A 23,516-nucleotide genomic window follows, 5' to 3' on the forward strand; every position below is an offset into this window, starting at 1 on the left:
CTTACTCTCTCAACCTTCAGCGGCTCGCCGGCTCGGTGACGAGCGCGACCCGCTTGAAGCCGGCGGCGGTGATGGTCGACATCACCGAAGCGACGCGGCCGTAATCGACCAGCTTGTCGCCACGAACATAGACGCGCTCGTCGAAGCCCTGCTTGGCCAGGCCCTGGAGCTTGGCGACGAGATCAGGCTCGAGCGTCGGCTCGTCCTGCAGGAAGATCTGGCCCTTGCTGTCGATGGCGATGGTCAAGGGCTTCTGGTCGACATTGATCGGCTTGGCGCCGGTCTGCGGCAGGTCGAGCGGGACGCCGGTCGCGATCAGCGGGGCTGCGACCATGAAGATGATGAGCAACACCAGCATGACGTCGATGAACGGCGTCATGTTGATCTCGGCGATGGCGCCGTGGCGGCGTCCGCGCCGGCCCCGGCGACCGGAGCCCTTTGCGCCTGAGGCGGCTGACATACCCATCGATCAGGCCCTCACGCGGCCATGCGTTCGTCGATCTGCCGCGACAGGATCGCGGAGAACTCGTCGGCGAAGGCTTCGAGACGGCCTTGCGCCTTGGCGACCTCGGCCTGGAGCTTGTTGTAGGCCATCAGCGCGGGAATGGCGGCGAAGAGGCCGATCGCGGTCGCGAAGAGCGCTTCGGCGATGCCGGGCGCGACGACGGCGAGCGAGGAATTCTTGGAGACCGCGATGGCGGTGAACGAGGTCATGATGCCCCAGACCGTGCCGAACAGGCCGATGAAAGGCGCCGCCGAGGCGATGGTCGAGAGCACGAGCAGCTTGGATTCGAGCCGCTCGGTCTCGCGCTGGATGGTGACGTCGAGCACCTTGTCGATGCGCTGGGACAGGCTGGCGACCGAGCGCCCGCCATTCTCGAAGGAGCGCTTCCATTCGCGCATTGCCGCGACGAAGACCGCGGCCATGTCGTTGACCGGCTTGCCGGCGAGGTCGCGATAGAGTTCCTCGAGCGAGCGGCCGGACCAGAACACCTCCTCGAAGGCGTCCATGTCCTTGCGCGTCCTGCGGTAGAGCAGGGTCTTGTCGACGATGATCGACCAGCACCAGACCGAGGCGCCGATCAGGCCCATCATGACCAGCTTGACGACGATGTGGGCGTGCCAGAACAGCGTCCAGAACGACATGTCGATCTGCGGCGCGGCCTGCGCGACGTCGGCGGGGTTCATCCTGTCATCCTTCTCACCCAGGCGGTACGGCCGATGATGGGTGCCTTGCGGCTCCAACCCGGTCCAAGCCCCGCCGCTTGCGTCGCGGGAGCCCACGCCGCCGCCCGATCCGCGATCCGGGGAAATGCCGTATCCCTCCAATCGCGCGTGAATCCGGCGAAAGATGGGCCGAAACAGGGTTTCCCACGGAACGCATGCTCCAGACCGAGTTAAGCATCCGGCAAGGTTAATGTCGGGTATACGCCCGACCGGGCGGGCATGAGGTTTCGGGAAGCCGGCGGTGTGCACCCAGGCCGCCAGTGCTTTCCGTTCAAAATGCTGCGAAGCGCCAGACGGCGCGCTGGAAGCCTCATGTGAAAACAGAGCGCTTGACAGAAAATTTCAATTTGCAGATCTGTGCATGCCTTCGAGAAGGGAAGGCCAGTCGAAAATCATGAGTTATTTTTCGTATGTGGGCTCCGGGCCCTATTGTTACGCCAACTCATTTTCGATGATGTTTGGGGAGGCGTCGCTATCGCCCTCCGTCATTGAGTTCGCGACGGGAAGTCCTTTCGGCATGCAATTGCATGGCGGGGCGATGCCATTCTTCGATCCCTATGGCTGGACTCCGGAAGCGGGTTTCGAGGACGCGCTCGCCGCCATGGGCTGGACCTCCACGGTCATGCGGGGCGGCAGCGAAGATGAGGCGCTAGCCCGACTTGCGGATGGTCTCGCCGCGGGACCGGTGTGGGTCGGCCCGGTCGAAATGGGCCATCTGCGCCATCAGCCAGGCATGCGCGGGGCGATCGGCGCCGATCATTATGTCGTCGCGCTCGCGCTGCGCGACGGCTTGGTCGAGATGCATGATCCGCAGGGCTATCCGCATGCGACGCTACCGCTCGCCGATTTCATGGCGGCGTGGCGCGGCGAGACGGTGGATTACGGCGAAGCCTTCACGATGCGCATGGGATTCCGCCGCGTCGAGATCGTGCCGGAGGAGGAGGCGATCCGGCGGGCGCTTCCAGCGGGCATTCGCTGGCTCGCCATGGACCGCGACCTGCAGCCGCCGGCGGGGACACTCGGGAACGAAACTGCGGTGCTCGCGCTGGCGGAACGGATCGCTGCCGGCTGCGACGACGACTTCCGGGGCCATCTCATCCACTTCGCGGTGCGGGTCGGTGCGCGCCGGGCTGCCGATGCCGCACGTTGCCTGACGCGGATCGGGCTCGACGCTGCTGCCGGGGTCATGGGGCGCCAGGCACGCTTGATCGGCGCCCTGCAATATCCGCTGGTCGCACGGGATGACGCGACGGCCGCCGCTCACCTGAGGGCGTTGGCGCCGACCTATCGCGAACTGCTTGCGATGCTGGAGCCGGCTGCCGCTTCATAGCTAGGCGATCGGAGAGCCGCGCCACGCTGCATCCAACAGACAATAAAAAAAAACCCGCCCCGGTGAGGGGCGGGCCTGTGCTGGTCGAACCGACGGTATCAGGCCGCGTCGGGCTGGGCCGGGGTATTGGCCGGCGGGTTGTTGCGGCGCTCGGTCATGAACTGATCGAACTCGGCCTTGTCGCGGGCCATGCGCAGGCGGCCCAGGAAGTCATGGAACTCGCGCTGCTCGTCCTCGAGCCGACGGATCGTCTCGTCGCGGTATTCGTCGAAGGCGCGGTTGCCGCTGGTGGGGCCGCCGCGGCCGCCCCAACCACCGAAGCCGCCGCCGAAACGACCCTCGCGGCCGGTCATGCGCTCCCGCAGGCGGTCCATCTTGCCCTGAAGGCGGCTCATCCGGTGCTCGTACCGGTCTCCGGCATATCCACAACCCATGCGTCCACTCCAGAAAAGAAAGGCCAGGGTCGCCAGACCCAGGGGCCAGAAGAGGATGAAGCCGAGAACCGCGAAGGCGATCCAGGCTCCCTTTCCATATTCGTCCAGTTTCTCGACGATCGGCATTGCTCCCTCACCATCCATGAACGTGAATGTAAATCACATTTACATAGATGCGCCCGACCCTGCCGCTTGTCAAGAACGCGGCCCGCGAAAATCAATCAGTCCGGCTTCGGAGGGCTGTTGCGGCCGATGCCGAGGCCCTGGAGATAGATCAGCGTGCCGGCCTCCAGCAGGTCGGACGCCGACATCGGCAGCGGGCGGCGACCGCCATCGGCGCGGCCGAACAGGGCAGCGATGCCATGCGACATCGCCCAGATATGCAGCGCCATCATCAGGGCGGGGGGGCGCTTGCCCTGCGGGAGCTGCGCGATCAGGGCCTCCGATGCCTGACGCAGACAGGCAAAGGCGCTGTCGGCGGCGGCCCGCAGCTCGGCGCTGGCATCCAGCGGCACGCCGGCCTCGAACATTGCCGCGTAGTAGGCGGGCTCGTCATGGGCGAAGGCGAGATAGGCGCGGCCGAGCCGGTGGAACGCGGTTTCGGGATCGGGCCGGCCCTGGTCCCAGGCGCGCGACAAAGCCGCCTCGAAAGCCTGGAAGCCGCGGGCGGCGACATCGGCCAGGAGTTCATCCCGGTCGCGGAAATGGCGATAGGGCGCGGCCGGGCTGACGCCGGCCATGCGCGCGGCCTCGGCGAAGGTGAAGCCGTTCGGCCCTTTCTCCCGGATCAGCCCGAGCGCGGCCCGCACCAGCTCCTCCTTGAGGTTGCCATGGTGATAGCCGCGGGGTGTTTCGGGGCGTTCGCGCTTCCAGCTCATGTAAGGAGCGCTAACATGCGGGTGGGGCTGCGTCGACTGTTAGGCGTAACAACACAAGCCCTCATCCTGAGGAGCCGCGTCAGCGGCGTCTCGAAGGATGTTCCAGATGGCTCGGGAGCCTCTTGAAGCATCCTTCGAGACGCGCCTTCGGCGCTCCTCAGGATGAGGGCTCCGGGTGGTTGGCCTTCTCAGTCGTCGAGCATCAACCGTTTGCGCAAACCATCCGGGATGCGCCGGGCCCGGCCGCCGCCGACGCAGGCGACCATGACCTGCGCGGAAATCAGCACCTCCTCGCCGCGCAGCACGCGCTGCTCGATGTCCATGGTGGCGCCGCGGGCCGCGATCGAGCGGGTCTCGACCGTCAGCAGGTCGTCCATCACGGCGGGCCGCAGGAAATCGATCGTCATCTTGCGGACCGCGAAGCCGAGCGCCGTCTCGCCGTCGAAGAGCTCGCGCTGCTCGACGCCGCGCGCGCGGATCAACTCGGTGCGGCCGCGCTCCATGAAGCGCAGATAGGAGGCGTGATAGACGACGCCGGAAAAATCGGTGTCCTCGTAATAAACGCGGATGTCGAGGCGGTGGACCCTGCTCATGCTGCTCCGGACGGATATTGCGCGATTGCTGCTGCCATAACCAACAGATGCGGCTTCGGAAAGGCTGGAACTGCGCCGCTGGAGAAGCGTTGCCCGTTGCGTGACCACAGCAACGGAGACCTATCATGGCGCAATCCAGCAAGGCGACCGCGCGGCTGCTCGACAAGGCCGAACGCGATCTCGTCGCCCATAGCCAACGCGGTGCGATCGGGGCTCTCCCGGACGATGAATTGCGCGATCTCGCCGCCAAGCTGCGCGAGCGGCGCGACAAGGCGCGCGACGGCGCCCGCCGCCAGAAGCGCGAGATGCGCGGCAAGGCCGAGCCGAAGGGCGCCAAGGCGGCCAGCGACAATACCGGAACCAAGGCCAAGGCCGACGCGCTGACGGCAGCGTTGAAGCGCGTCGGTGCCGAGCGTACACGCCGGGCGGAGAAGGCAAAGGTGCCGAGCCAGCGCAGCCTCGCGCGCAAGGCCCTCGCGCTCAAGCAACGCCAGCGGGTGGCTGAGCGGCCCGCCAACCGCACCGCCGGCAAGGGGATGCGGTCGGTCGAAAATCCGAAGGCGGCGAAATCCGGCGCGTTGAACGATGCAGGGGCTCGCCCGGCGATGATGCGCTCGAAGATCGCGCGTCAGCCATAGGCCGATACCCAGCCCTGCAGGCGTTCAGCGCTTGCAGGGCTTGTTCATGAAGGAGCCGCAGTCATAGGGCTTCGACAGCTCGTCGCGGACCGAATAGTCCTTGCCTTCGAAGCGGTTGACGATGTCGTCGATGCGCCAGCCGCCACCTTCCTCGACCATGCGGAAGCGCACCGTGACCGGCTGCTTGAAGCTGCGGAAGGCGGCGCTGACCAGGGCCCGGCCGTTCGCGGGTTTCTCGGTGACCGTGACCTTGAGGTTCTTCACCTCGCCATCCTGGCCGTTGAGGAAGGGATCGGCGCCGACATGGCCGATCTCGCCGGCCTCGTCCTGATAGAGGTCGTCGCGGGCGAAGAGGGCAGCGAGGCCCTTGCTCATCAGCTTGTCGCGATGCGGCGGGCGCCAGGGCGGCTCGCCCGAGGCGGCGAGCGTTTTCACCGTGGCGGCATAAGCGTCCTTCACCGGGCCGTCCGGCGTGTTATCGGCGGCGAATGCACTGCTGGCGGCCAGCAGGCCGAGAGCGAGTGCCGCCGACGGGGCGAAGCGAAGGGCGGGCATGCGCGAACTCCGAAAGCGACTGATCCGATGCGATCAAGCGCGAAGGACGCGATGCCCGCGTCCTTCATATGCGGGACGATGGCCCGGCCTTACTCACCGTCCTCATCGCTGCCGAACAGCCCGAACTGTGCCGTCTCGCGCGAGGGTTCCGGCATGCCGAGATGGCGGAAGGCGTGGGGCGTGAGCAGGCGTCCGCGCGGCGTGCGCTGGATGAAGCCCTGCTGCAGCAGGAAGGGCTCGATGATCTCCTCGATGGCGTCGCGCGGCTCGGAGAGCGAGGCGGCGATGGTCTCGATTCCGACCGGGCCGCCGCCGAAATTGATCGCGACGGTGGTAAGATAGCGCCGGTCCATCTGGTCGAGGCCGATGGCGTCGACATCGAGCAGGGAGAGGGCCTTGTCGGCGACCTTGCGGGTGACGATCGGGTCGCCGTCGACGATGGCGAAGTCGCGGACGCGGCGCAGCAGGCGCCCGGCGATGCGCGGCGTGCCGCGGGAGCGCTTGGCGATCTCGTTGGCGCCGTCGTCCGACATCGGCACGCCGAGCACGCGGGCGCCGCGGGCGACGATGCGCTGCAACTCCTCGACCGTATAGAATTGCAGGCGGATCGGGATGCCGAAGCGGTCCCGCAAGGGCGTGGTCAAAAGGCCGGCGCGGGTGGTGGCGCCGACGAGGGTGAACTTGGGCAGGTCGATCTTGACCGAGCGCGCCGCCGGGCCTTCGCCGATGATCAGGTCGAGCTGGTAGTCCTCCATCGCCGGATAGAGGATTTCCTCGACGGCCGGGTTGAGGCGGTGGATCTCGTCGATGAAGAGCACGTCGCGCTCTTCGAGATTGGTGAGCTGGGCTGCGAGGTCGCCGGCCTTGGCGATCACGGGACCGGAGGTCGAGCGGAAATTGACGCCGAGCTCGCGCGCGACGATCTGCGCCAGCGTCGTCTTACCGAGGCCGGGCGGGCCGACGAAGAGGACATGGTCGAGCGCGTCGCCACGGCTCTTGGCCGCGTTGATGAAGACCTGGAGATTGGCGCGCGCCGCTGCCTGGCCGGTGAAATCGGACAGCGAGAGCGGCCGCAGCGAGGTCTCGCTGTCGTCGTCGCGACGTTCGGCCGTCATCAGGCCGGAGCGCTTGGGGTCGCTCACAGCGCGATCTCCAGCTCGATGGCGTCGTGGATCGGAATGTCCTTGTACCCTGTCTTGATGATGCCAGGCACGACCGAGCGATAGGCGTCGATCGCTTCCAGATAAAGCCCCGAGAGGCGGAAGCCGCGGCGCTGGTAGAAAGTCATGCCGGGCATGTTGTCATTGGTGAGCATGGCTTTCAGTTTTCCGGCGCCGGCCTTGCGTGCCGCGAAGATCACGGCGTCCAGCATGCGGATGGCGACGCCTTCGCCCGGCTTCAACGAATGGAGTGCGCAGAGATAGGCGCTGTCGCCCCGCACCGTCCAGCTCGCCAGCGCGGCGGTCTTGCCCGAGCTGTCGAACAGGCCGAGCGCATCGATCTCGGCGACGTCGTAGACATGCAGGCCGATCATCATGCTGTGCGAGCCCCAGCTCGCCAGCATGATGCGGCAGAGCTCGGTCTTGTCGGTCACGACGCGCAATTGAAGCTCGTCGGGCGCTTCGCTCACTTCGCCAGTTCCTTCAGGCCCAGCTTGATGAGCTGGGCCGTGCCGGCCCCATCGCCGGCGGCCTTGGCGGCAGCCGCCACGGCCGCCACCGCCTGCGCCTGAGGATAGCCGAGATTGGCGAGCGCCGACACCGCGTCGGCGATCGGCTGCGGCAGCTTCCTGTCCTCCAGCGCGCCCGCGAGCTGCGCCACGCCCGGATCGATATGGCCGAAGGCCGGGGCCTTGTCCTTGAGCTCGGCGCAGAGGCGTTGCGCGAGCTTGGGGCCGACGCCGGGGGCGCGCGCGATCGCGGCCTTGTCGTTGGTGGCGATGGCGGTGGCCAGCCCGCCCGGATCGAGCGTCGAGAGGATGGCGAGCGCGACCTTGGCGCCGACGCCCTGCACGACCTGCATCAGGCGGAACCAGTCGCGCTCATTGTCGGACATGAAGCCGTAGAGGCGGATCGCATCCTCGCGGACATGGGTCTCGATCGAGAGCGCGGCGGCCTCGCCGGGTTGGGGTAGGCGCTGCAGCGTGCGCGCCGAGCACTGCACGACATAGCCGACGCCCTGCACGTCGATGATGACGTGGTCCTCGCCATAGGAATCGATCAGGCCCTTGAGCTTGCCGATCATCGATTTTCTCCACGAGTCATCCCGGGCGACCGTAGGGAGACCCGGGATCCATTCCGGAACATGTCTCGGTGAGGTTCCGGAATGGATCCCGGATCTTCGCTTCGCTCCGTCCGGGATGACCCACGCGAGGGAGTGTCGCGAAAAATGTCGATCGGCAGTATGGGGCTCATGATGCCTTCATCTGCGCGACCAGCGCCTTCATGCCGCGATGCTGGGCATGGCAGATCGCGACCGCGAGCGCGTCCGCCGCGTCGGCCGATGAGGTCTCGGCCTTCGGCAGGAGCACGCGAATCATCGCCTGGACCTGCTTCTTGTCGGCATGGCCGACGCCGACCACGGTCTTCTTGACGAGGTTGGCGGCGTATTCCGCGACATCGAGCCCGGCGAGCGCCGGCACGACCAGAGCGATGCCGCGAGCCTGGCCGAGCTTCAGCGCCGATTGCGGGTCGCGGTTGATGAAGGTTTCCTCGACAGCGGCCTCGTGCGGACGATGCGCGGCGAGGACCTTGTTCAGGCCTTCGTGCAATTGCCGCAGGCGCTGGCCGAGCGGCAGCGCGCCGTCGCTCTCGACGCAGCCGCAGGCGACGAAGGAGAGCTTGCTGCCTTCAGAGACGACGATGCCCCAGCCGGTCTTCCGGAGGCCGGGGTCGATGCCGAGGATGCGAATCGGGGGTGCCATGTCGGGTTCAACCTAGCGGATGTTTCGGATTTGTCCCGCGCCGAGACAGGCCGCGCGATGGGGCTGGATGAATTCCCCTGATCGATGACATCAAAAAGGAAAGTTGTTCTTGCCGCCCGCCCGTGGGCATGGTTCGCCGCATCTTTCTTTCTCAGCCGGTGCCATGTCCTTCAACCTGTCTTCCTTCATGCCGGGCCTCACGGCCGATGGCATCGCCGTCCTGCTGGCTGCAACGCTGCTCGGCGGGCTGGTGCGTGGCTTCACCGGCTTCGGCTTCGCGATGGTGTTCATGCCGCTGGCCTCGATGATCCTCGGGCCGGTCGCGGCGCTCGGCCTGATCTGGTTCATCGATCTGCCCTTCGCGCTGCCGATCGCGGCGCGCAGCGCCAAGACGGCGGAATGGCGCGAAATCCTGCCGCTGCTGCTGACCGCGACGCTCGCCCTGCCGGCCGGCATCTGGCTGCTGATTTGGCTGGATCGCGAGACGATGCGCTGGGTGCTCGCCCTGCTCGTGCTCAGTGCGGTGGGTCTGATGGCCTCGGGCTGGCGCTATCACGGGCGGCCGACGATCCCGCTCTCGCTCGGGGTGGGCGCATTGTCGGGGCTGTTCAACGGCATGGCCTCGATCGGCGGCATGCCGCTCGCGGTGTTCTGGCTCGGCGCGCAGCGCAACGACCGGCACAAGACGCGGGCCAACATGCAGGCCTTCTTCGGCGTCTCGACGCTGATCAGCGGCACGGTCCTGTGGTGGAAGGGCATCCTGACCGGTGGGGCCCTGATGATGGCGGTGCCGCTCTTCGCAATCTACGGCGTCGGGCTCTGGGCCGGCACGCATGGCTTCCGGCTGGCTTCGGAGCAAACGTTCCGGCGCGGCGCCTATCTGGTGATCTTCCTGAGCGCGCTGATCAGCCTGCCGCTCTGGGACGCGGTGATCGGGCGATAGGACGCGTCGCGGGTATCCGCGTCCTCACACCATATCAAGGCTTCAAAAACGCAAACGGCCGGGACGAGCCCGGCCATGATGCATGGAGGACGCTGGCTTCAGCTCAGGCGCTGAGCTTGGCCATGATGTCGTCGGCGATCTCGAAATTGGCGAAGACGTTCTGGACGTCGTCGTCGTTGTCGAGCGCTTCCATCAAACGCATCATCGAGGCGGCTTTTTCCTCGTCGAGCGGGGCCGTCGTCGTCGGGCGCCAGACCGGCTTGGCCGAGGCGGGGGCGCCGAGTGCTGCCTCAAGCGCCTTGGAGACTTCGTTCAGGGCGTCGAAGGCGCAGAGGATGGTGTGGCCGTTCTCGTCCGAGATCACGTCGTCGGCCCCGGCCTCGATCGCGGCTTCCATCACCGTGTCGGCATCGCCAGCCTCCGGCGGATAGCTGATCTCGCCGACGCGGTTGAACATGAAGGAGACCGAGTTGCTCTCGCCCAGCGCGCCGCCCGACTTGGTGAAGTAGGAGCGCACGGCGGAAGCGGTGCGGTTGCGGTTGTCGGTCAGGGCCTCGACGATGACGGCGGTGCCGCCCGGGCCGTAGCCCTCGTAGCGGACCTCGTCATAGTTGTCGCCTTCGCCGCCGGCGGCCTTGTTGATGGCGCGCTGGATGTTGTCCTTCGGCATGTTCTCGGCGCGCGCGGCGAGCACCGCCATGCGCAGGCGCGGGTTCATGTTGATGTCGGGCATGCCCATCTTGGCGGCGACGGTGATTTCGCGGGCCAGTTTCGAGAACAGTTTCGAGCGCACGGCATCCTGCTTGCCCTTGCGATGCATGATGTTCTTGAACTGTGAATGGCCGGCCATGGGAGCTCGTTACCTTCAGAGGTTGCGGCGGAAAGCGCTGGAAGCCGGCCTTATAGGCGCCCGCTCCGCCCGCGTGCAAGCGCTGCGCACGCCGGAAAGCGTCAGGAAATCCAGGCGTCCGGCACGGCCTGGCTGAGATGCGGGCCGACGCGAACGGCCCAGACCGCTTTCGCCAGGCCGGTGGCATCGTCGATATCGACCGCGACGCCGGAGAGCGTGCCTTCGCCCGTCGCCGGCTCCAGTCTTGCGCCCGGCACCTTCTGCAGGAAGCGGCGCACCGGCTCGTCCTTCTGCATGCCGAGCACGGAATCATAGTCGCCGCACATGCCGGCATCGGATTGATAGGCGGTGCCGCCGGGCAGGATGCGGGTATCCGAGGTCGGCGCATGGGTATGCGTGCCGACGACGAGGCTGGCGCGGCCGTCGAGGAAATAGGCCATGGCCTGCTTCTCGCTGGTCGCCTCGGCATGGACGTCGACGATCACGGCATCGGCGATTTCGCCGAGCGGGCAGGCGGAGAGCTCACGCTCCATCGCGGCAAAGGGGTCGTCGAGCGGATCCATGAACAGCCGGCCCATGACGTTGACGACCAGGACGCGGGCGCCGTTGCGGGCCTCGATCACGGTGGCGCCGCGACCGGGCGTGCCGGGCGGATAATTCGCCGGGCGGATCAGCCGGTCCTGCCGGGTGATGAAGACGAGGGCCTCGCGCTGGTCCCAGGAATGATTGCCGAGCGTCACGACATCGGCGCCGGCGGCGAGGATCTCGTCGCAGATCGCCTCGGTGATGCCGAAGCCGCCCGCCGAGTTCTCGCCGTTGATGACGACGCAGTCGAGCTTCCAGGCCTCACGCAGGGCCGGCAGCCGCTCCTGAACCGCAATCCGGCCGGGGCGGCCGACGATGTCACCGAGGAAGAGAAGACGCATGAAACCGACCTGAAAACTGCGAAGGCTTTCTCCCTCGCGCGAAGGCGCGAGGGAATCAACCGCAGCAGAAGAACTTCCGCGCGAAGGCGCGCGGGAATCAGCCGCAGCGAAGGGTTTCGCGCTCTGTCACGATCCAGTCGAGGCGCCGGTCATGCGGCTCGTCCGGCACCGCGTCGATCTCCTGCGCGCCATAGCCGATGCCGATGCTGACGGTTGGGCCGAGTTCGGAGAGCGCCCGATCGTAATAGCCCTTGCCGTAGCCGATGCGGTAGCCGCGCCGGTCGAAGGCGGCGAGGGGCACGAGCAGGATCGCGGGCCTCAGCTCCGGCTGGTCGGGGGCGGGGACGAGCGTGCCGAAGCCGCCGGGCACGATCGGCTCATAGGGCGCCCAGCGCCGGAAGATCATGCGCCTGTCGACGATGGCGGGCAGGCAGAGCGGCAATCCGCGCTCATGCAGGGCTTCGAGGATCGGGCGGGGATCGGCTTCCGAGCGCATCGGCCAATAGGCCGAAACCGGGCCGGCACTTCCCGTCCAGACTGGAAGGCTCAGCACCTGCGCGGCGATCTCGACGTCCCATTCGAGCCGATTGTCGAGGTCGAGCGCGTCGCGGCGGGCGAGCGCATCCGCGCGGAGGGCGGCCTTGCGCGGGGAGGGCGGAGCGTGCGTGCCGGGCGTCATCGTCATGAAGGTTGCGGAGCCACCTTGGCCGTGGAGTTTTGAATCCCGGGACACCTACAGAGTAGGTGGGCGCCGTGTGTCCGGTTCCAAGGGATCCGGACAGGGACAGCTCCCTAGGGAGTCGTATGGGCCCGGGGAATGCTGTCTCGCACGCACCAGGCAGCCCCGCTCCGCTTATTTAGGGAAGCCGCCGGCAAAGCGCCAGTGGTACTTTATGCGTTTGCGCATGGCGCGCCCTCCGGCTGGGCCGGCCGTGAAAAGCGTTCATATTTTGGCCGTGGTGAGCTGATGGTATAGAGACAGCGCGCGACATGTACGGAAACCGGTTTCAGCGATGCTTCGTTCTCTCCTAGCCCGCCATCTCTCCCGCCCGGGACTGGCCGCGTTGGCATTGTCCGCCGCGCTCGCTGGCGGCGCCGTGCCGGCCTCGGCACAGGATGCCGCCGATCTGCTTGTCCGCACGACGCGCCTCGAGAACCAGTTGCGCCAGATGTCCGGCCAGATCGAGCAGCTCCAGTTTGAGAACCGGCGCTTGTCCGAGCAGCTCCGCAAATTCCAGGAAGACGTCGATTTCCGCCTGAACGAAAAGGGCGGCGGCGGCCGTCCGAATTCGGCTGCGCCCGGGCCGACGGGGGCGCCTCCCGCAGGCGCCACGCCGCAGCGGCATCGCCGCAGCGATGCCTTCGACCCGGCGACGCAGCAGGGCGCGGCCGGCGCGCCGCAGCAACTCGGCGGCGGCGGCGCGATCGCCGGCATCATCGAGGACGACTATGCCGGCGGCCCGGCGACCGGGCAGCCGCTCGACCTCCAGGGCGTCGGGCGCCCGGTGCCGCAAGGCGGCATGCCGCAGGACCGGCCGCGCGGCGCGAGCGTCGCTGCCGCGAGCGGCCCCCAGAGCGCCAAGGAAGCTTATGATCTCGCCTTCGCCTCGCTTCGGCGCAAGGAATACGAGCAGGCCGAAATGGGTTTCCGCCAGTTCCTGCAGAGCTACCCGCGTGACCGGCAGGCGGTCGACGCGACCTATTGGCTCGGCGAGAGCTATCTGCAGCGCCAGCGCTACCGCGAGGCGGCCGAGCAGTTCCTGAAGATTTCCCGGGAATCGCCGAAGGCCGCCAAGGCGCCGGACAGCCTGCTCAAGCTCGGGATGTCGCTCAACGGGCTCGGCGCCAAGGAACAGGCCTGCGCCACCTATGCGAAGGTCGGCGTCGATTACCCCTCGGCCTCCAACGCCGTGCGCCAGGGCGTCGCACGCGAGCGCCGTCGCTCCGGCTGCGCTTGAGCGCGGCTGCCGACGTAAGCGCATTCGCGCCGGTCTCGCTCGCCGAGGCCGGCGCTGCTTTTGAAGGGCTGTCGCGTGAGACGGCCCTCCTCGTTGCCGTCTCCGGCGGCCCCGATTCGATCGCGCTGCTGGCGCTTCTCGCCGCCTGGGTACAGTCCCCGGGCCGGCCGCCACTCCATGCCGTGACGGTCGATCACGGATTGCGCCCGGAATCGGCGGAAGAGGCGGCCACTGTCGCGGCATTCTGCGCGACGCTCGGCATCGGCCATGCGACCCTGCGCTGGGAGGGGCTGAAGCCGACCAGCGGCCTGCAGGCAGAGGCGCGGCGCGCCCGCTATGCCCTGCTGGCAAACGAGGCGAGGCGGCTCGGCGGCGCGACGCTGGTCACGGCCCATACGCTCGACGACCAGGCCGAGACCATGCTGATGCGCCTCGCCCGTGGCTCCGGACCTTCGGGGCTCGCCGGGATGCGGGGGCGCAGCGCGGTCAACGGCGTTGCGCTTGTCCGGCCGCTGCTCGGCATCCCGAAGGCACGGCTCGTCACGACGGCCGATGCGCGGGGGCTGCCTTTCGTGCGCGATCCCAGCAATGCCGACCGACGCTTCGAGCGGGTGCGCTGGCGGGAGACGATGCCGGTTCTGGCGGAACAGGGGCTGACGGCGGAGCGCCTGGGGCGACTGGCGGAACGGATGGCGCGGCTGGACGAAGCTGCCGCGCAGCGGGCCCGCGACGTGCTGGCAGAGGCGATGCTGCCGGACGAAGGCGCGGACAACGGGCTGCGCCTGCGCTTTTCCAGGCTGGCCGCCGAGCCGGAGGAAATCCTGCTGCGGGTCCTGGCGCTGGCGCTCGATGCGGTGGCGCCGGGTGGCGACGGCCATGGCCGGCTGGAACGGCTGGAGGCCTGCGGGGCGGCCCTGATGGATGCGGCGCGCGCCGGCCTCGCATTGCGGCGGACCTTGTCCGGCTGCGTTCTCTCGCTTGGTCGCGACGGCGTGCTGACGCTGCAACTGGAGCCGCCGCGGCGACGCGGCGTTCACCCTTCGGCGTCATAGTGCCGCCACGTCATTGCTTTCCCTTGGCAAGGGCGTGTGCGACACCTAAATTGGTAGTCGGGAAACTCTAGGCCTCATCCGGTTCTTCCGGGAGGCCCGATCGGACTGGGAATGAATCCGAATTTTCGTAATTTCGCCCTCTGGGTGGTGATCTTTCTGCTGGTCCTGGCGCTGGTCACCCTGTTCCAGAGTCCGAGCCAGCGCGCCAGCACCAATGAAATCCCCTACAGCCAGCTGATCAACGAGGCCGAGGCCGGACGCGTGTCGAACGTCGTCGTCGCCGGCCAGGAGATTTCCGGCGCCTTCTCGGATGGCCGCAGCTTCGTGACCTATGCGCCCTATGGCGATCCGAACCTCCTGAAGACCATGGCCCAGAAAGGCGTGCAGGTCTCTGCCAAGGCGCCGTCGGAAGGCACGCCCTGGTTCATGGCGCTGCTGGTCAACTCGCTGCCCTTCGTCATCTTCATCGGCCTGTGGATCTTCATGTCCCGCCAGATGCAGAACGGCGCCGGCCGGGCGATGGGCTTCGGCAAGTCCAAGGCCAAGCTCCTGACCGAGGCCCATGGCCGCGTCACCTTCGAGGATGTCGCGGGCATCGACGAGGCCAAGGAAGACTTGCAGGAAATCGTCGAATTCCTGCGCGATCCGCAGAAGTTCCAGCGGCTGGGCGGGCGCATCCCGCGCGGCGTGCTGCTCGTCGGCCCTCCCGGTACGGGCAAGACCCTGACGGCGCGTGCCGTCGCGGGTGAAGCCAATGTGCCGTTCTTCACCATCTCGGGTTCCGACTTCGTCGAGATGTTCGTCGGCGTCGGCGCGAGCCGTGTCCGCGACATGTTCGAGCAGGCCAAGAAGAACTCGCCCTGCATCATCTTCATCGACGAGATCGACGCGGTCGGCCGCCATCGCGGTGCCGGCCTCGGCGGCGGCAACGACGAGCGCGAGCAGACGCTGAACCAGCTCCTCGTCGAGATGGACGGCTTCGAGCCGAACGAGGGCGTCATCATCATCGCCGCGACGAACCGTCCGGACGTGCTCGACCCCGCGCTGCTGCGGCCGGGCCGTTTCGACCGGCAGATCGTCGTGCCGAACCCGGACGTTGCCGGCCGCGAGAAGATCCTGCGCGTGCATGTCCGCAAGGTGCCGATGGCGCCGGATGTCGACCTCAAGATCCTGGCCCGCGGCACGCCCGGCTTCTCGGGCGCCGACCTGATGAACCTCGTCAACGAGGCGGCGCTGCTGGCAGCGCGGCGCGGCAAGCGCATGGTCACGCATGGCGAGTTCGAGGACGCCAAGGACAAGGTCATGATGGGCGCCGAGCGCAAATCCATGGCGATGTCTGAGGAAGAGAAGAAGCTCACCGCCTATCACGAGGCCGGTCACGCCATCGTCGGCCTCTATGTCCCGGCCGGCATCCCCGTCCACAAGGCGACGATCATCCCCCGCGGCCGTGCGCTCGGCATGGTCAAGTTCCTGCCGGAGGGCGACCGCTACTCGATGAAGTTCAAGGAGTTCACCTCGCAGCTCGCGGTCGCCATGGGCGGGCGCGTGGCGGAGGAAATGACCTTCGGACGCGAGAACGTCACCTCGGGCGCCACCGGCGACATCCAGCAGGCGACCAAGATGGCCAAGGCCATGGTCACGCAGATGGGCTATTCGTCCGAGCTCGGCATGGTCGCCTATGGCGACAATCAGGAAGAGGTCTTCCTGGGCATGTCGATGGGACGCAGCCAGTCGGTCTCCGAGTCGACGGCGCAGAAGATCGACGCCGAGGTCAAGCGCCTCGTCGACGAGGGCTATGCCGACGCCAAGACCATCCTCACCGATCATCACGAGGAGTTCGTCGCGGTGGCCGAGGCGCTGCTCGAATTCGAGACGCTGACCGGCGAGGAAATCCGCGACCTGATCGCCGGCAAGCGCCCCGTGCGCGATGCCGACGACACGCCGCATGCTCCGCGCGGCTCGGCCGTCCCGAGCGCGGGCAAGGGCCGCAAGCGCGGCGAACCGGATGCCGGCCTGGAGCCGCAGCCGCAGGCCTGAGGCGAATCGAGTGGATTACGAAAGGGCGGCCGAGAGGCCGCCCTTTTCGTTTGCCCGGGCGCGATGTCACGCTCCGTCATAATTTGTGAGAAGGCGGAAAGGTTTTTTGGCTATAGAACGCCGGAAACGGGCGCGATGCGCTCCATGGAACCGAATCACGATGACGCGCAAATATTTCGGAACGGACGGCATTCGCGGGCGGGCGAACGGCGTCATCACGCCGGACCTCGCTCTGAAGGTCGGCCAGGCGACGGGCCTCGCCTTCCGCCGCGGCGAACATCGCCACCGCGTCGTGATCGGCAAGGATACCCGCCTCTCCGGCTACATGATCGAATACGCCATGGTTGCAGGCTTCACCTCGGTCGGCATGGACGTGATGCTGCTCGGCCCGATACCGACGCCGGCGGTCGCCATGCTGGCACGCTCGATGCGCGCCGATCTCGGCGTGATGATCTCCGCCTCGCACAACGCCTATGAGGACAACGGCATCAAGCTGTTCGGCCCCGATGGCTACAAGCTCAACGACGAGGTCGAGCGCGAGATCGAGGCGCTGATCGATGGCGACCTGACGCCCCGCCTTTCCGCCTCGCCGAAGCTCGGCCGGGCCAAGCGCATCGACAGCGCCGATGCGCGCTATGTCGAGTTCGCCAAGCGCACCATGCCGCGCAACATGAGCCTCGAGGGGCTGCGCATCGTGCTCGATTGCGCCAATGGCGCCGGCTACAAGGTGGCGCCGGAAGCACTCTGGGAGCTGGGTGCCGAGGTCATCGTCATCGGCAACGAGCCTGATGGCTTCAACATCAACCACGATGTCGGCTCGACCCATCCCGCGACTCTGGTGGCGAAGGTCAGGGAATTGCGCGCCGATGTCGGCATCGCGCTCGATGGCGATGCCGACCGGGTGCTGGTGGTCGATGAGCAGGGGCACATCGTCGACGGCGACCAATTGATGGCCGTGATCGCCCGCTCCTGGCTGGAGGACGGCCGGCTCTCGGCTCCGGGCATCGTCGCGACGATCATGTCCAATCTCGGACTGGAGCGGTATCTCGCGGGCCTGGGCCTGTCGCTGGCCCGGACCGCGGTCGGCGATCGCTATGTGCTGGAGCACATGCGCAACCACGGCTTCAATCTCGGCGGCGAACAGTCGGGCCATATCATCCTCTCGGATTTCGGCACGACCGGCGACGGTCTCGTCGCGGCGCTGCAACTGCTCGCCGTGGTCAAGCGGATGGACAAGCCAGTCTCGGAAGTCTGCCACTGCTTCGAGCCGTTGCCGCAGATCCTCAAGAATGTCCGCTACAAGAAGGGCCGACCGCTGGAAGAGAAGCAGGTGGTCAGCGCGATCGAGGCGGCGAAGCTGTTGCTCGGCGAGAGCGGCCGCCTGGTGATCCGCCCCTCCGGCACCGAGCCGGTGATCCGCGTCATGGCCGAGGGCGACGACCGCGACCTGGTCGAGCGTGCTGTCGACGATGTCGTCGAGGCGGTGACCAAGGCTGCGGCCTGATAAAGGGCACGTCATGCTCGGGCTTGACCCGAGAATGACGGATAGGCCTCACACCACCGAGGTCAGGCCGCCATCGACCATCAGCAGATGGCCGTTGACGTAGTCGGACGCCGCCGAGGACAGGAAGATCGCGGCGCCGGCCAGCTCCTTCGTCTCGCCCCAGCGCCCGGCCGGCGTGCGGCTGCAGACCCAGCTCGAGAAGGCCTCGTCGGCGATCAGCGCGGCGTTGATCTCGGTGGCGAAATAGCCGGGGCCGATGGCGTTAGCCTGGATGTTGTGCTTGCCGAGCTCGGCGGCGAGGCCCCGCGTCATCATCTTCACCGCGCCCTTGGACGCCGTGTAGGGGATGATGGTGGCGCGGCCGAGCTCGCTCATCACCGAGCCGATGCTGATGATCTTGCCGCGCTTGCGCGGCACCATCCGCTTCGTCACCGCCTGGGTGACGTAGAACACCGAATGCAGGTTCGTGTTGATCACCTCGTGCCAGCCCTCGACCGGGAACTCGGTGATCGGGGCGCGCTTCTGCATGCCGGCATTGTTGATGAGGATATCGATCGGCCCGATCTCGGCCTCGATCATGGCGACACCGGCCTCGACCGCCTTGTGATCGGTGACGTCGAAGGGGGCGATGGAGGCCTTGCGGCCGGCCGCGGTTAGTGTCTGCTGCGCGCGCTCCAGCTTCGCCTTGTCGCGGCCGTTCAGCACGACATGGGCGCCGGCATCCGAGAGCCCCTCGGCCAGCGCGAGGCCGATGCCCTGGCCCGAGCCGGTGACGAGCGCGATCTTGCCCGCAAGACTGAACAGCGACAGCGACATGGCGTATCCTCGCAAAATGCCGGATGCGGCGATTTCGGTTTGCGCCCAGGGCGCCGCTTTGGGTAAGCAGGTTTCAATCGATTAGACAATGGTGCCGCGCGCCGTCGCGCGGCGATTTCGGGAGCGTTCCATGCGTGCCGTCGTCATTCATGCCGAGAAGGATCTGCGGGTCGAGAAGACGACCGCGCCCGAGCTCGGACCGCGCGACGTGCGCGTGCGGATCGAGGCCGGCGGCATCTGCGGCTCGGACCTGCACTACTACCTGCATGGCGGCTTCGGCACGATCCGCGTGCGCGAGCCGATGATCCTCGGCCATGAGATAGCCGGCCGCGTCGAGGCGATCGGCGGCGAGGTCTCGCGGGTGAAGCCGGGCGACCGGGTCGCGGTCAATCCGAGCCGCGCCTGCGGCCATTGCCGTTACTGCCAGATGGGTTTGCAACAGCACTGCACCGACATGCTGTTCTACGGCTCGGCGATGCGCTTCCCGCATGTGCAGGGCGGCTTCCGTGACGTGCTCGTGGTCGAGGAGCGGCAGGCGGTGAAGGTCGCGCCCCGCGTCACGGCGGCCGAGGCTGCCTTCGCCGAGCCGCTCTCGGTCTGCCTTCATGCCGCCAAGCGGGCCGGGCCGCTGCTCGGCAAGCGCGTGCTGGTGACGGGTGCGGGGCCGATCGGCGCGCTGACCATCCTGGCCGCCAAGGCGGCCGGCGCCTCCGAGATCGTCGCGACCGACGTTGTCGACGGGCCGCTACCGGTCGCCCGCAAGATGGGCGCCACCGCGACGGTCAATGTCGCGGCCGAGCCCGAGCGGCTCAAGGCCGAGTACGGCGCGGAGAAGGGTGCCTTTGACGTGATGTTCGAGGCGTCCGGCAACCAGCATGCGCTGACCGGCGCCTTCGACGCGGTCAGGCCGGGCGGCGTCATCGTCCAGATCGGCGTCGGCGGCCAGTTCACGCTGCCGATGAACGTCGTCGTCGCCAAGGAATTCGACCTGCGCGGTTCCTTCCGCTTCCACGAGGAATTCGACTGGGCGGTGGCGATGATCGGCTCGGGCTCGATCGACCTGTCGCCGCTGCTCACCGCATCGATCCCGGTCGACCGGGCGGTCGAGGCGTTCGACCTCGCCGCCGACAAGTCGAAGGCGATCAAGGTTCAGCTCGACTTCGCCTGATGACCGGTTTCAACCGTTGCTGCGCCGGCGGAGCGAGAGCTCTTCCGGCGGGCTGATGGCGAAGCCGTTGCGGCCGTTGCGCTTGGCGACATAGAGCGCTTCGTCGGCGTGGCGCGTGGCTTCGGTCAGGGTATCCTGCGGCTCCAGCAGTGTCGCGCCGATGCTGGTGCTGACCGTGACGGAGGCGCCGTTGCCGAGGGTGACGGGGCGCTCCGCAGCCGCCGTGACGATCGCCGCGGCGATGGCCGACAAGGCGTCGCGATCGACATTGTCCAGCAGCAGGATGAATTCGTCACCGCCCCAGCGCGCGCAGATGTCGCGGTCGCGCAGCAACGCGGTCATCCGCCGGGCGAGCTCGGCGATCACCTCGTCGCCGCTCTGGTGGCCATGGCTGTCGTTGAGCGGCTTGAGATTGTCGAGATCGACCAGCAGCAGCCCCGCCTGATGCCCGGTCCGCCCGGCGCGGCTACGGCTCTTTTCGAAGGCCTGCTCGAAGCCACGCCGGTTGAGGGCACCGGTCAGCGGATCGGCATGGGCCAACCGTTCGAGCTGCTCGGTGCGCTCGCGCACGGCTTCCTCGAGCCGCGCGGTGTTCTCCTCGACGCTGCGGGCCATCGTCCCGAAGGCCTGCGACAGCCGGCCGATCTCGTCGCGACCGGCATCGATCGCGACGGCACGGAACTCGCGGGCGCGGACATGACTGGCGGCATGCTCGACGCGCGCCAGCCGGTCGAGCACGGCGCGCTTGAACAGAAGGGTCATCAGGGCCGCCGCCGCCAGCAGGACCGCCCCGAACAGCAGGCCGAGCGGCAGGAACAGCCTGCGGTCGATGATGCGGTCGATATCCATCACCGTGACGTTGAACCAGCCGAGCCGGTCGAGATAGCCGACGCCGACCAGGACGCGCTTGCCGCCGACATGCATGAAGCGCGACTGCACGAGATCGTCGCCGGCCCCGACGCGGGCGATCATCTCGCCGAGCAGGCTGCGATCGGGATCGTTGTCGACGAGCTGGTAGATCGTCTTCTTGGACGCGATGTCCTTGGTCAGGCTGTGGAAGTCGACGAGGTTCGCGTCGCGATGGGCCTGCACGGCGCCGCTGCGATCGACGAACATGCTCTGGACGCCGGTCTGCGGGATGTCGACGACCTCGCGGATGAACTGCGTCAGGTCGAGCCCGGTGCCGATGATGCCCAGCACACGGCTGTCCTTGCGGATGACGCAGTTGATCCAGACCTTGGTGACGCGGAGATTGTCGTCGTTGTCGACATTGAGGTGGCAGCCGGATCCCAAAGCTGCGGTCTTGTAGTACCAGCCGTCGCGCGGATTGCCAGCCGACAGCGTATAGCGCTTGCGATCGTGCTCGTAGCTGTTGTCCCTGTCGTTGAAGTAATAGTTGCCCGATCCGGCGATGACGGTGAAGTAACTGCGGTCCCGGAAGGACTGGCGGTAATGCTCGAGTTCGGCCAGGCCGCGCTCGGCCTTCACCGGATCGGCCTCGTTCTCGGCCCAGTCGACGATCGCGGGCGAGCGGGCGACGGTTTCGGCCAGCGAGACCTCGCGCATCAGCGCTTCCAGCCCGCGATAGCGATCGAACAGGATCTGCTTTTCGGCGACGAGCGTGCCGAGCTTCACCACAGTCGCGTCGACGAGCCACAGGAAGGCCGCGCCGGCGGGAAGCGCGATCGCGACCAGGATGGCGAGCGTCCAGCCCATGACCCGGGTCTTCAGGCTGTACGTGCGGGGCAGACCGGCCTCGGCCTGGCTCATCGGATCGACTTCCTTGCGGGATTGCGCAGGGTAGGGGCCGATCCGTTGCGTAAGCTTTAAGAAATCGTGGTCATCCCGTGCGCGTTGCGGCGCGAAGTGCCGCTACGCAGACACGGGATCGCATGACGAGAAGGCGCCTCTTTCTGAAGACGGTCCCGTGTCTGCGCAGCAGCGTTTCACGCTGCGGCGCGCACGGGATGACGACCTTCAGAGCAGCGACAACCTTCAGAACAACCCTTCGATCCGCCCTTGCGTATCGATATGGATGCGCTCGGCCGCCGGCTCTCGCGGCAGGCCGGGCATGGTCATGATGTCCCCGCAGATCGCGACGACGAAGCCGGCGCCAGCCGAAAGCCGCAATTCGCGCAGCGGAACGGTGTGACCGGAGGGCGCGCCGCGCAAGGTCGGATCGGCCGAGAAGGAATACTGGGTCTTGGCGACGCAGACCGGCAGGTCGCCGAAGCCGGCATCCTCCAGCTCGGCGAAGCGCGCCTGGAGCTTGGCATCGATGGCGACGCCGCCGGCGCCATAGATCTCGCGCGCGATCGTCTCCAGCTTCTGCCGCAGCGGCATCGCATCGGGATAGAGCGGGGCGAAATCGGCCTCGCCCTCGTCGGCGAGCGCGGCGACCTTGCGGGCGAGCTCCTCCGTGCCGGCGCCGCCTTCGGCCCAGTGCCGGCAGATCACGGCCTCGACGCCGAGATGGTTGCGGCAGTAGTTGCGGATCAATTCATGCTCGGCAGCGGTGTCGCTGGTGAAGTTGTTGATCGCCACGATTGGCGGCACACCGAATTTCCGGAGATTGTTGACATGGCGCGTGAGGTTGGAAAGCCCCGCTTCCAGCGCCTTCAGGTCCTCGCGGCCGAGCGCGTCCTTGGCGAGGCCGCCATGCATCTTGAGGGCGCGGACCGTTGCGACGACGACGGCAGCGGCGGGCTTCAGCCCGGCCTTGCGGCACTTGATGTCGAAGAACTTCTCGGCGCCGAGATCGGCTCCGAAACCGGCTTCCGTCACCACGTAATCGGCGAGCTTCAGTGCGGCCTTCGTCGCGATCACCGAATTGCAGCCATGGGCGATATTGGCGAAGGGGCCGCCATGGACAAAGGCGGGCGTGCCTTCCAGCGTCTGCACGAGGTTCGGCATCAACGCGTCCTTGAGCAGCACGCTCATCGCGCCGGTCGCCTTGATGTCGGCGGCGGTGACGAGGCGCTTGTCGCGCGTACGGCCGATGACGATGCGGCCAAGGCGGGCTTCGAGGTCGGCCGCGTCGCGCGCTAGGCAGAAGATCGCCATGACCTCGGAGGCGACGGTGATGTCGAAACCGTCCTCGCGCGGGAAGCCGTTGCTGGCGCCGCCGAGCGAGGAGACGATGGAGCGCAGCGCCCGGTCGTTCATGTCCATCACGCGCCGCCAGGCGATGTGGCGGGTGTCGAGCCCGAGGCCATTGCCCCAGTAGACATGGTTGTCGATCATCGCCGCCAGCAGGTTATGCGCGCTGGTGATCGCGTGGAAATCCCCGGTGAAATGCAGGTTGATCTGCTCCATCGGAACGACCTGGGCATAGCCGCCGCCGGCGGCGCCGCCCTTCATGCCGAAGCTCGGGCCGAGCGAGGGCTCGCGCAGCGCGATCGTCGCGCGCTTGCCGATGCGGGAGAGCCCGTCGCCGAGGCCGACCGTGGTCGTGGTCTTGCCTTCGCCAGCGGGCGTCGGGCTGATCGCGGTGACGAGGATCAGCTTGCCGTCGGGCTTCGCCTCGAAGCCGGGGATCGCCTGCGTGTCGATCTTGGCGATGTACTTGCCGTAGGGGTTCAGCGCCTCGGAGGGGATGCCCGCCTTTGCGGCGATCGTGGCGATGGGCTGCAGCGTGGCTACGCGCGCGATCTCGATATCGGTCGGCATTCGTCCTCTCGGAGG

At 67.3% G+C, this 23,516-nt stretch carries 24 protein-coding genes and 1 other RNA gene; 8 read left to right on the top strand and 17 right to left on the bottom strand.

Annotated features, from left to right (window positions below; all coding sequences use genetic code 11):
* Window positions 1-16 precede the first annotated feature (16 nt).
* Both BLQ70_RS11445 and tolQ read right to left on the bottom strand, forming a co-directional pair.
* Window positions 17-466 (bottom strand): ExbD/TolR family protein, encoded by a 450-nt coding sequence (locus BLQ70_RS11445; protein ID WP_061969840.1) that lies wholly within the window; start codon window positions 464-466, stop codon window positions 17-19.
* 11 nt (window positions 467-477) lie between these two features.
* Complete coding sequence (tolQ, locus tag BLQ70_RS11450; RefSeq protein ID WP_061969839.1) at window positions 478-1,188, bottom strand: protein TolQ; 711 nt, start codon at window positions 1,186-1,188, stop codon at window positions 478-480.
* Between the two features lie 433 nt (window positions 1,189-1,621).
* Here tolQ and BLQ70_RS11455 point away from each other — a divergent pair, with 433 nt between their 5' ends.
* Window positions 1,622-2,557, top strand: a complete 936-nt coding sequence (locus tag BLQ70_RS11455; RefSeq protein ID WP_091857045.1) for a hypothetical protein — start codon at window positions 1,622-1,624, stop codon at window positions 2,555-2,557.
* Between the two features lie 98 nt (window positions 2,558-2,655).
* Here the strand turns inward: BLQ70_RS11455 and BLQ70_RS11460 are convergent, their stop codons facing one another.
* The 3 genes from BLQ70_RS11460 to ybgC all read right to left on the bottom strand — a co-directional run bounded on the left by BLQ70_RS11460 (window position 2,656) and on the right by ybgC (window position 4,462).
* Entirely contained in the window at window positions 2,656-3,117 is a 462-nt protein-coding gene (locus BLQ70_RS11460; RefSeq protein WP_061969832.1) for a DUF2852 domain-containing protein, read from the bottom strand.
* A 95-nt stretch (window positions 3,118-3,212) separates the two neighbouring features.
* Window positions 3,213-3,869 carry a TetR/AcrR family transcriptional regulator gene (locus BLQ70_RS11465; protein ID WP_091857046.1) on the bottom strand — a complete coding sequence of 219 codons (657 nt, stop codon included), beginning with the start codon at window positions 3,867-3,869 and terminating at the stop codon, window positions 3,213-3,215.
* 188 nt (window positions 3,870-4,057) lie between these two features.
* Window positions 4,058-4,462 carry a tol-pal system-associated acyl-CoA thioesterase gene (gene ybgC / locus BLQ70_RS11470; protein WP_091857047.1) on the bottom strand — a complete coding sequence of 135 codons (405 nt, stop codon included), beginning with the start codon at window positions 4,460-4,462 and terminating at the stop codon, window positions 4,058-4,060.
* Window positions 4,463-4,587: 125 nt separating this feature from the next.
* Here ybgC and BLQ70_RS11475 point away from each other — a divergent pair, with 125 nt between their 5' ends.
* Window positions 4,588-5,100: a hypothetical protein gene (locus tag BLQ70_RS11475; RefSeq protein ID WP_091857048.1), complete on the top strand. Its 513-nt coding sequence runs from the start codon at window positions 4,588-4,590 to the stop codon at window positions 5,098-5,100.
* Window positions 5,101-5,124: 24 nt separating this feature from the next.
* On the opposite strand, the gene BLQ70_RS11480 is transcribed toward BLQ70_RS11475, so the two are convergent.
* From BLQ70_RS11480 to ruvC, 5 genes are all read right to left on the bottom strand, one after another.
* The gene (locus BLQ70_RS11480; RefSeq protein WP_091857049.1) at window positions 5,125-5,655 is read right to left on the bottom strand and encodes a DUF3828 domain-containing protein; all 531 of its coding nucleotides are present in this window, start codon (window positions 5,653-5,655) and stop codon (window positions 5,125-5,127) included.
* An 89-nt stretch (window positions 5,656-5,744) separates the two neighbouring features.
* Complete coding sequence (gene ruvB, locus BLQ70_RS11485; RefSeq protein WP_091857150.1) at window positions 5,745-6,770, bottom strand: Holliday junction branch migration DNA helicase RuvB; 1,026 nt, start codon at window positions 6,768-6,770, stop codon at window positions 5,745-5,747.
* Window positions 6,771-6,793: 23 nt separating this feature from the next.
* Window positions 6,794-7,285 (bottom strand): N-acetyltransferase, encoded by a 492-nt coding sequence (locus BLQ70_RS11490; protein ID WP_091857050.1) that lies wholly within the window; start codon window positions 7,283-7,285, stop codon window positions 6,794-6,796.
* Window positions 7,282-7,899: a Holliday junction branch migration protein RuvA gene (ruvA, locus tag BLQ70_RS11495; protein ID WP_091857051.1), complete on the bottom strand. Its 618-nt coding sequence runs from the start codon at window positions 7,897-7,899 to the stop codon at window positions 7,282-7,284. Before ruvA ends, BLQ70_RS11490 begins: the two co-directional genes overlap by 4 nt.
* 166 nt (window positions 7,900-8,065) lie before the next feature.
* Window positions 8,066-8,578, bottom strand: a complete 513-nt coding sequence (gene ruvC / locus BLQ70_RS11500; protein WP_061969820.1) for a crossover junction endodeoxyribonuclease RuvC — start codon at window positions 8,576-8,578, stop codon at window positions 8,066-8,068.
* A 163-nt stretch (window positions 8,579-8,741) separates the two neighbouring features.
* Here ruvC and BLQ70_RS11505 point away from each other — a divergent pair, with 163 nt between their 5' ends.
* Complete coding sequence (locus BLQ70_RS11505; protein WP_061969819.1) at window positions 8,742-9,521, top strand: sulfite exporter TauE/SafE family protein; 780 nt, start codon at window positions 8,742-8,744, stop codon at window positions 9,519-9,521.
* Window positions 9,522-9,624: 103 nt separating this feature from the next.
* On the opposite strand, the gene BLQ70_RS11510 is transcribed toward BLQ70_RS11505, so the two are convergent.
* The 4 genes from BLQ70_RS11510 to ssrS form a co-directional block, all read right to left on the bottom strand.
* Window positions 9,625-10,371, bottom strand: a complete 747-nt coding sequence (locus tag BLQ70_RS11510) for a YebC/PmpR family DNA-binding transcriptional regulator (protein ID WP_061969818.1) — start codon at window positions 10,369-10,371, stop codon at window positions 9,625-9,627.
* Between the two features lie 101 nt (window positions 10,372-10,472).
* A complete protein-coding gene (locus BLQ70_RS11515) occupies window positions 10,473-11,297 on the bottom strand; it encodes a TIGR00282 family metallophosphoesterase (protein ID WP_091857052.1) in 825 nt (274 codons plus the stop codon).
* Window positions 11,298-11,394: 97 nt separating this feature from the next.
* Window positions 11,395-11,982, bottom strand: a complete 588-nt coding sequence (locus tag BLQ70_RS11520) for a 5-formyltetrahydrofolate cyclo-ligase (RefSeq protein WP_244511986.1) — start codon at window positions 11,980-11,982, stop codon at window positions 11,395-11,397.
* A gap of 6 nt (window positions 11,983-11,988) precedes the next feature.
* A non-coding RNA gene (gene ssrS, locus BLQ70_RS11525) (6S RNA) lies at window positions 11,989-12,145 on the bottom strand.
* 165 nt (window positions 12,146-12,310) lie between these two features.
* On the opposite strand from ssrS, the gene ybgF reads away from it, so the two are divergent.
* The 4 genes from ybgF to glmM all read left to right on the top strand — a co-directional run bounded on the left by ybgF (window position 12,311) and on the right by glmM (window position 17,848).
* Window positions 12,311-13,255, top strand: a complete 945-nt coding sequence (gene ybgF / locus BLQ70_RS11530) for a tol-pal system protein YbgF (RefSeq protein WP_091857053.1) — start codon at window positions 12,311-12,313, stop codon at window positions 13,253-13,255.
* Window positions 13,252-14,307: a tRNA lysidine(34) synthetase TilS gene (gene tilS / locus BLQ70_RS11535; RefSeq protein WP_091857054.1), complete on the top strand. Its 1,056-nt coding sequence runs from the start codon at window positions 13,252-13,254 to the stop codon at window positions 14,305-14,307. The genes ybgF and tilS overlap by 4 nt, the downstream gene beginning before the upstream one ends.
* A 111-nt stretch (window positions 14,308-14,418) precedes the next feature.
* On the top strand, window positions 14,419-16,344 hold the full coding sequence (gene ftsH, locus BLQ70_RS11540) for an ATP-dependent zinc metalloprotease FtsH (RefSeq protein WP_091857055.1): 1,926 nt from the start codon (window positions 14,419-14,421) through the stop codon (window positions 16,342-16,344).
* 160 nt (window positions 16,345-16,504) lie between these two features.
* Window positions 16,505-17,848 (top strand): phosphoglucosamine mutase, encoded by a 1,344-nt coding sequence (gene glmM / locus BLQ70_RS11545; RefSeq protein WP_061969809.1) that lies wholly within the window; start codon window positions 16,505-16,507, stop codon window positions 17,846-17,848.
* 48 nt (window positions 17,849-17,896) lie between these two features.
* On the opposite strand, the gene BLQ70_RS11550 is transcribed toward glmM, so the two are convergent.
* Window positions 17,897-18,664, bottom strand: coding sequence for an SDR family NAD(P)-dependent oxidoreductase (locus BLQ70_RS11550; RefSeq protein ID WP_091857056.1), 768 nt, complete (start codon window positions 18,662-18,664; stop codon window positions 17,897-17,899).
* Between the two features lie 130 nt (window positions 18,665-18,794).
* On the opposite strand from BLQ70_RS11550, the gene BLQ70_RS11555 reads away from it, so the two are divergent.
* Window positions 18,795-19,832 carry an L-idonate 5-dehydrogenase gene (locus BLQ70_RS11555; protein ID WP_091857057.1) on the top strand — a complete coding sequence of 346 codons (1,038 nt, stop codon included), beginning with the start codon at window positions 18,795-18,797 and terminating at the stop codon, window positions 19,830-19,832.
* A gap of 9 nt (window positions 19,833-19,841) precedes the next feature.
* Here BLQ70_RS11555 and BLQ70_RS11560 read toward each other — a convergent pair whose 3' ends face one another.
* Window positions 19,842-21,602, bottom strand: coding sequence for a sensor domain-containing diguanylate cyclase (locus tag BLQ70_RS11560; RefSeq protein WP_091857058.1), 1,761 nt, complete (start codon window positions 21,600-21,602; stop codon window positions 19,842-19,844).
* 225 nt (window positions 21,603-21,827) lie between these two features.
* The gene (locus BLQ70_RS11565) at window positions 21,828-23,501 is read right to left on the bottom strand and encodes a formate--tetrahydrofolate ligase (RefSeq protein ID WP_091857059.1); all 1,674 of its coding nucleotides are present in this window, start codon (window positions 23,499-23,501) and stop codon (window positions 21,828-21,830) included.
* Window positions 23,502-23,516 lie beyond the last annotated feature (15 nt).

The organism is Allobosea robiniae, from assembly GCF_900102525.1.
Taxonomy (GTDB): domain Bacteria; phylum Pseudomonadota; class Alphaproteobacteria; order Rhizobiales; family Beijerinckiaceae; genus Allobosea; species Allobosea robiniae.

Excerpts from the sequence above, each read along its gene's own strand:
- BLQ70_RS11560 (WP_091857058.1), bottom strand. The coding sequence starts at position 21,602 with ATGAGCCAGGCCGAGGCCGGTCTGCCCCGCACGTACAGCCTGAAGACC.
- BLQ70_RS11520 (WP_244511986.1), bottom strand. The coding sequence starts at position 11,982 with ATGACGATGACGCCCGGCACGCACGCTCCGCCCTCCCCGCGCAAGGCC.
- BLQ70_RS11550 (WP_091857056.1), bottom strand. The coding sequence starts at position 18,664 with ATGTCGCTGTCGCTGTTCAGTCTTGCGGGCAAGATCGCGCTCGTCACC.
- ybgC (WP_091857047.1), bottom strand. The coding sequence starts at position 4,462 with ATGAGCAGGGTCCACCGCCTCGACATCCGCGTTTATTACGAGGACACC.
- BLQ70_RS11480 (WP_091857049.1), bottom strand. The coding sequence starts at position 5,655 with ATGCCCGCCCTTCGCTTCGCCCCGTCGGCGGCACTCGCTCTCGGCCTG.
- ybgF (WP_091857053.1), top strand. The coding sequence starts at position 12,311 with ATGCTTCGTTCTCTCCTAGCCCGCCATCTCTCCCGCCCGGGACTGGCC.
- tolQ (WP_061969839.1), bottom strand. The coding sequence starts at position 1,188 with ATGAACCCCGCCGACGTCGCGCAGGCCGCGCCGCAGATCGACATGTCG.
- BLQ70_RS11515 (WP_091857052.1), bottom strand. The coding sequence starts at position 11,297 with ATGCGTCTTCTCTTCCTCGGTGACATCGTCGGCCGCCCCGGCCGGATT.
- ruvC (WP_061969820.1), bottom strand. The coding sequence starts at position 8,578 with ATGGCACCCCCGATTCGCATCCTCGGCATCGACCCCGGCCTCCGGAAG.
- BLQ70_RS11460 (WP_061969832.1), bottom strand. The coding sequence starts at position 3,117 with ATGCCGATCGTCGAGAAACTGGACGAATATGGAAAGGGAGCCTGGATC.
- BLQ70_RS11555 (WP_091857057.1), top strand. The coding sequence starts at position 18,795 with ATGCGTGCCGTCGTCATTCATGCCGAGAAGGATCTGCGGGTCGAGAAG.
- BLQ70_RS11510 (WP_061969818.1), bottom strand. The coding sequence starts at position 10,371 with ATGGCCGGCCATTCACAGTTCAAGAACATCATGCATCGCAAGGGCAAG.
- ftsH (WP_091857055.1), top strand. The coding sequence starts at position 14,419 with ATGAATCCGAATTTTCGTAATTTCGCCCTCTGGGTGGTGATCTTTCTG.
- ruvA (WP_091857051.1), bottom strand. The coding sequence starts at position 7,899 with ATGATCGGCAAGCTCAAGGGCCTGATCGATTCCTATGGCGAGGACCAC.
- BLQ70_RS11465 (WP_091857046.1), bottom strand. The coding sequence starts at position 3,869 with ATGAGCTGGAAGCGCGAACGCCCCGAAACACCCCGCGGCTATCACCAT.
- BLQ70_RS11475 (WP_091857048.1), top strand. The coding sequence starts at position 4,588 with ATGGCGCAATCCAGCAAGGCGACCGCGCGGCTGCTCGACAAGGCCGAA.
- glmM (WP_061969809.1), top strand. The coding sequence starts at position 16,505 with ATGACGCGCAAATATTTCGGAACGGACGGCATTCGCGGGCGGGCGAAC.
- BLQ70_RS11505 (WP_061969819.1), top strand. The coding sequence starts at position 8,742 with ATGTCCTTCAACCTGTCTTCCTTCATGCCGGGCCTCACGGCCGATGGC.
- BLQ70_RS11565 (WP_091857059.1), bottom strand. The coding sequence starts at position 23,501 with ATGCCGACCGATATCGAGATCGCGCGCGTAGCCACGCTGCAGCCCATC.
- ruvB (WP_091857150.1), bottom strand. The coding sequence starts at position 6,770 with ATGACGGCCGAACGTCGCGACGACGACAGCGAGACCTCGCTGCGGCCG.
- BLQ70_RS11445 (WP_061969840.1), bottom strand. The coding sequence starts at position 466 with ATGGGTATGTCAGCCGCCTCAGGCGCAAAGGGCTCCGGTCGCCGGGGC.
- BLQ70_RS11455 (WP_091857045.1), top strand. The coding sequence starts at position 1,622 with ATGAGTTATTTTTCGTATGTGGGCTCCGGGCCCTATTGTTACGCCAAC.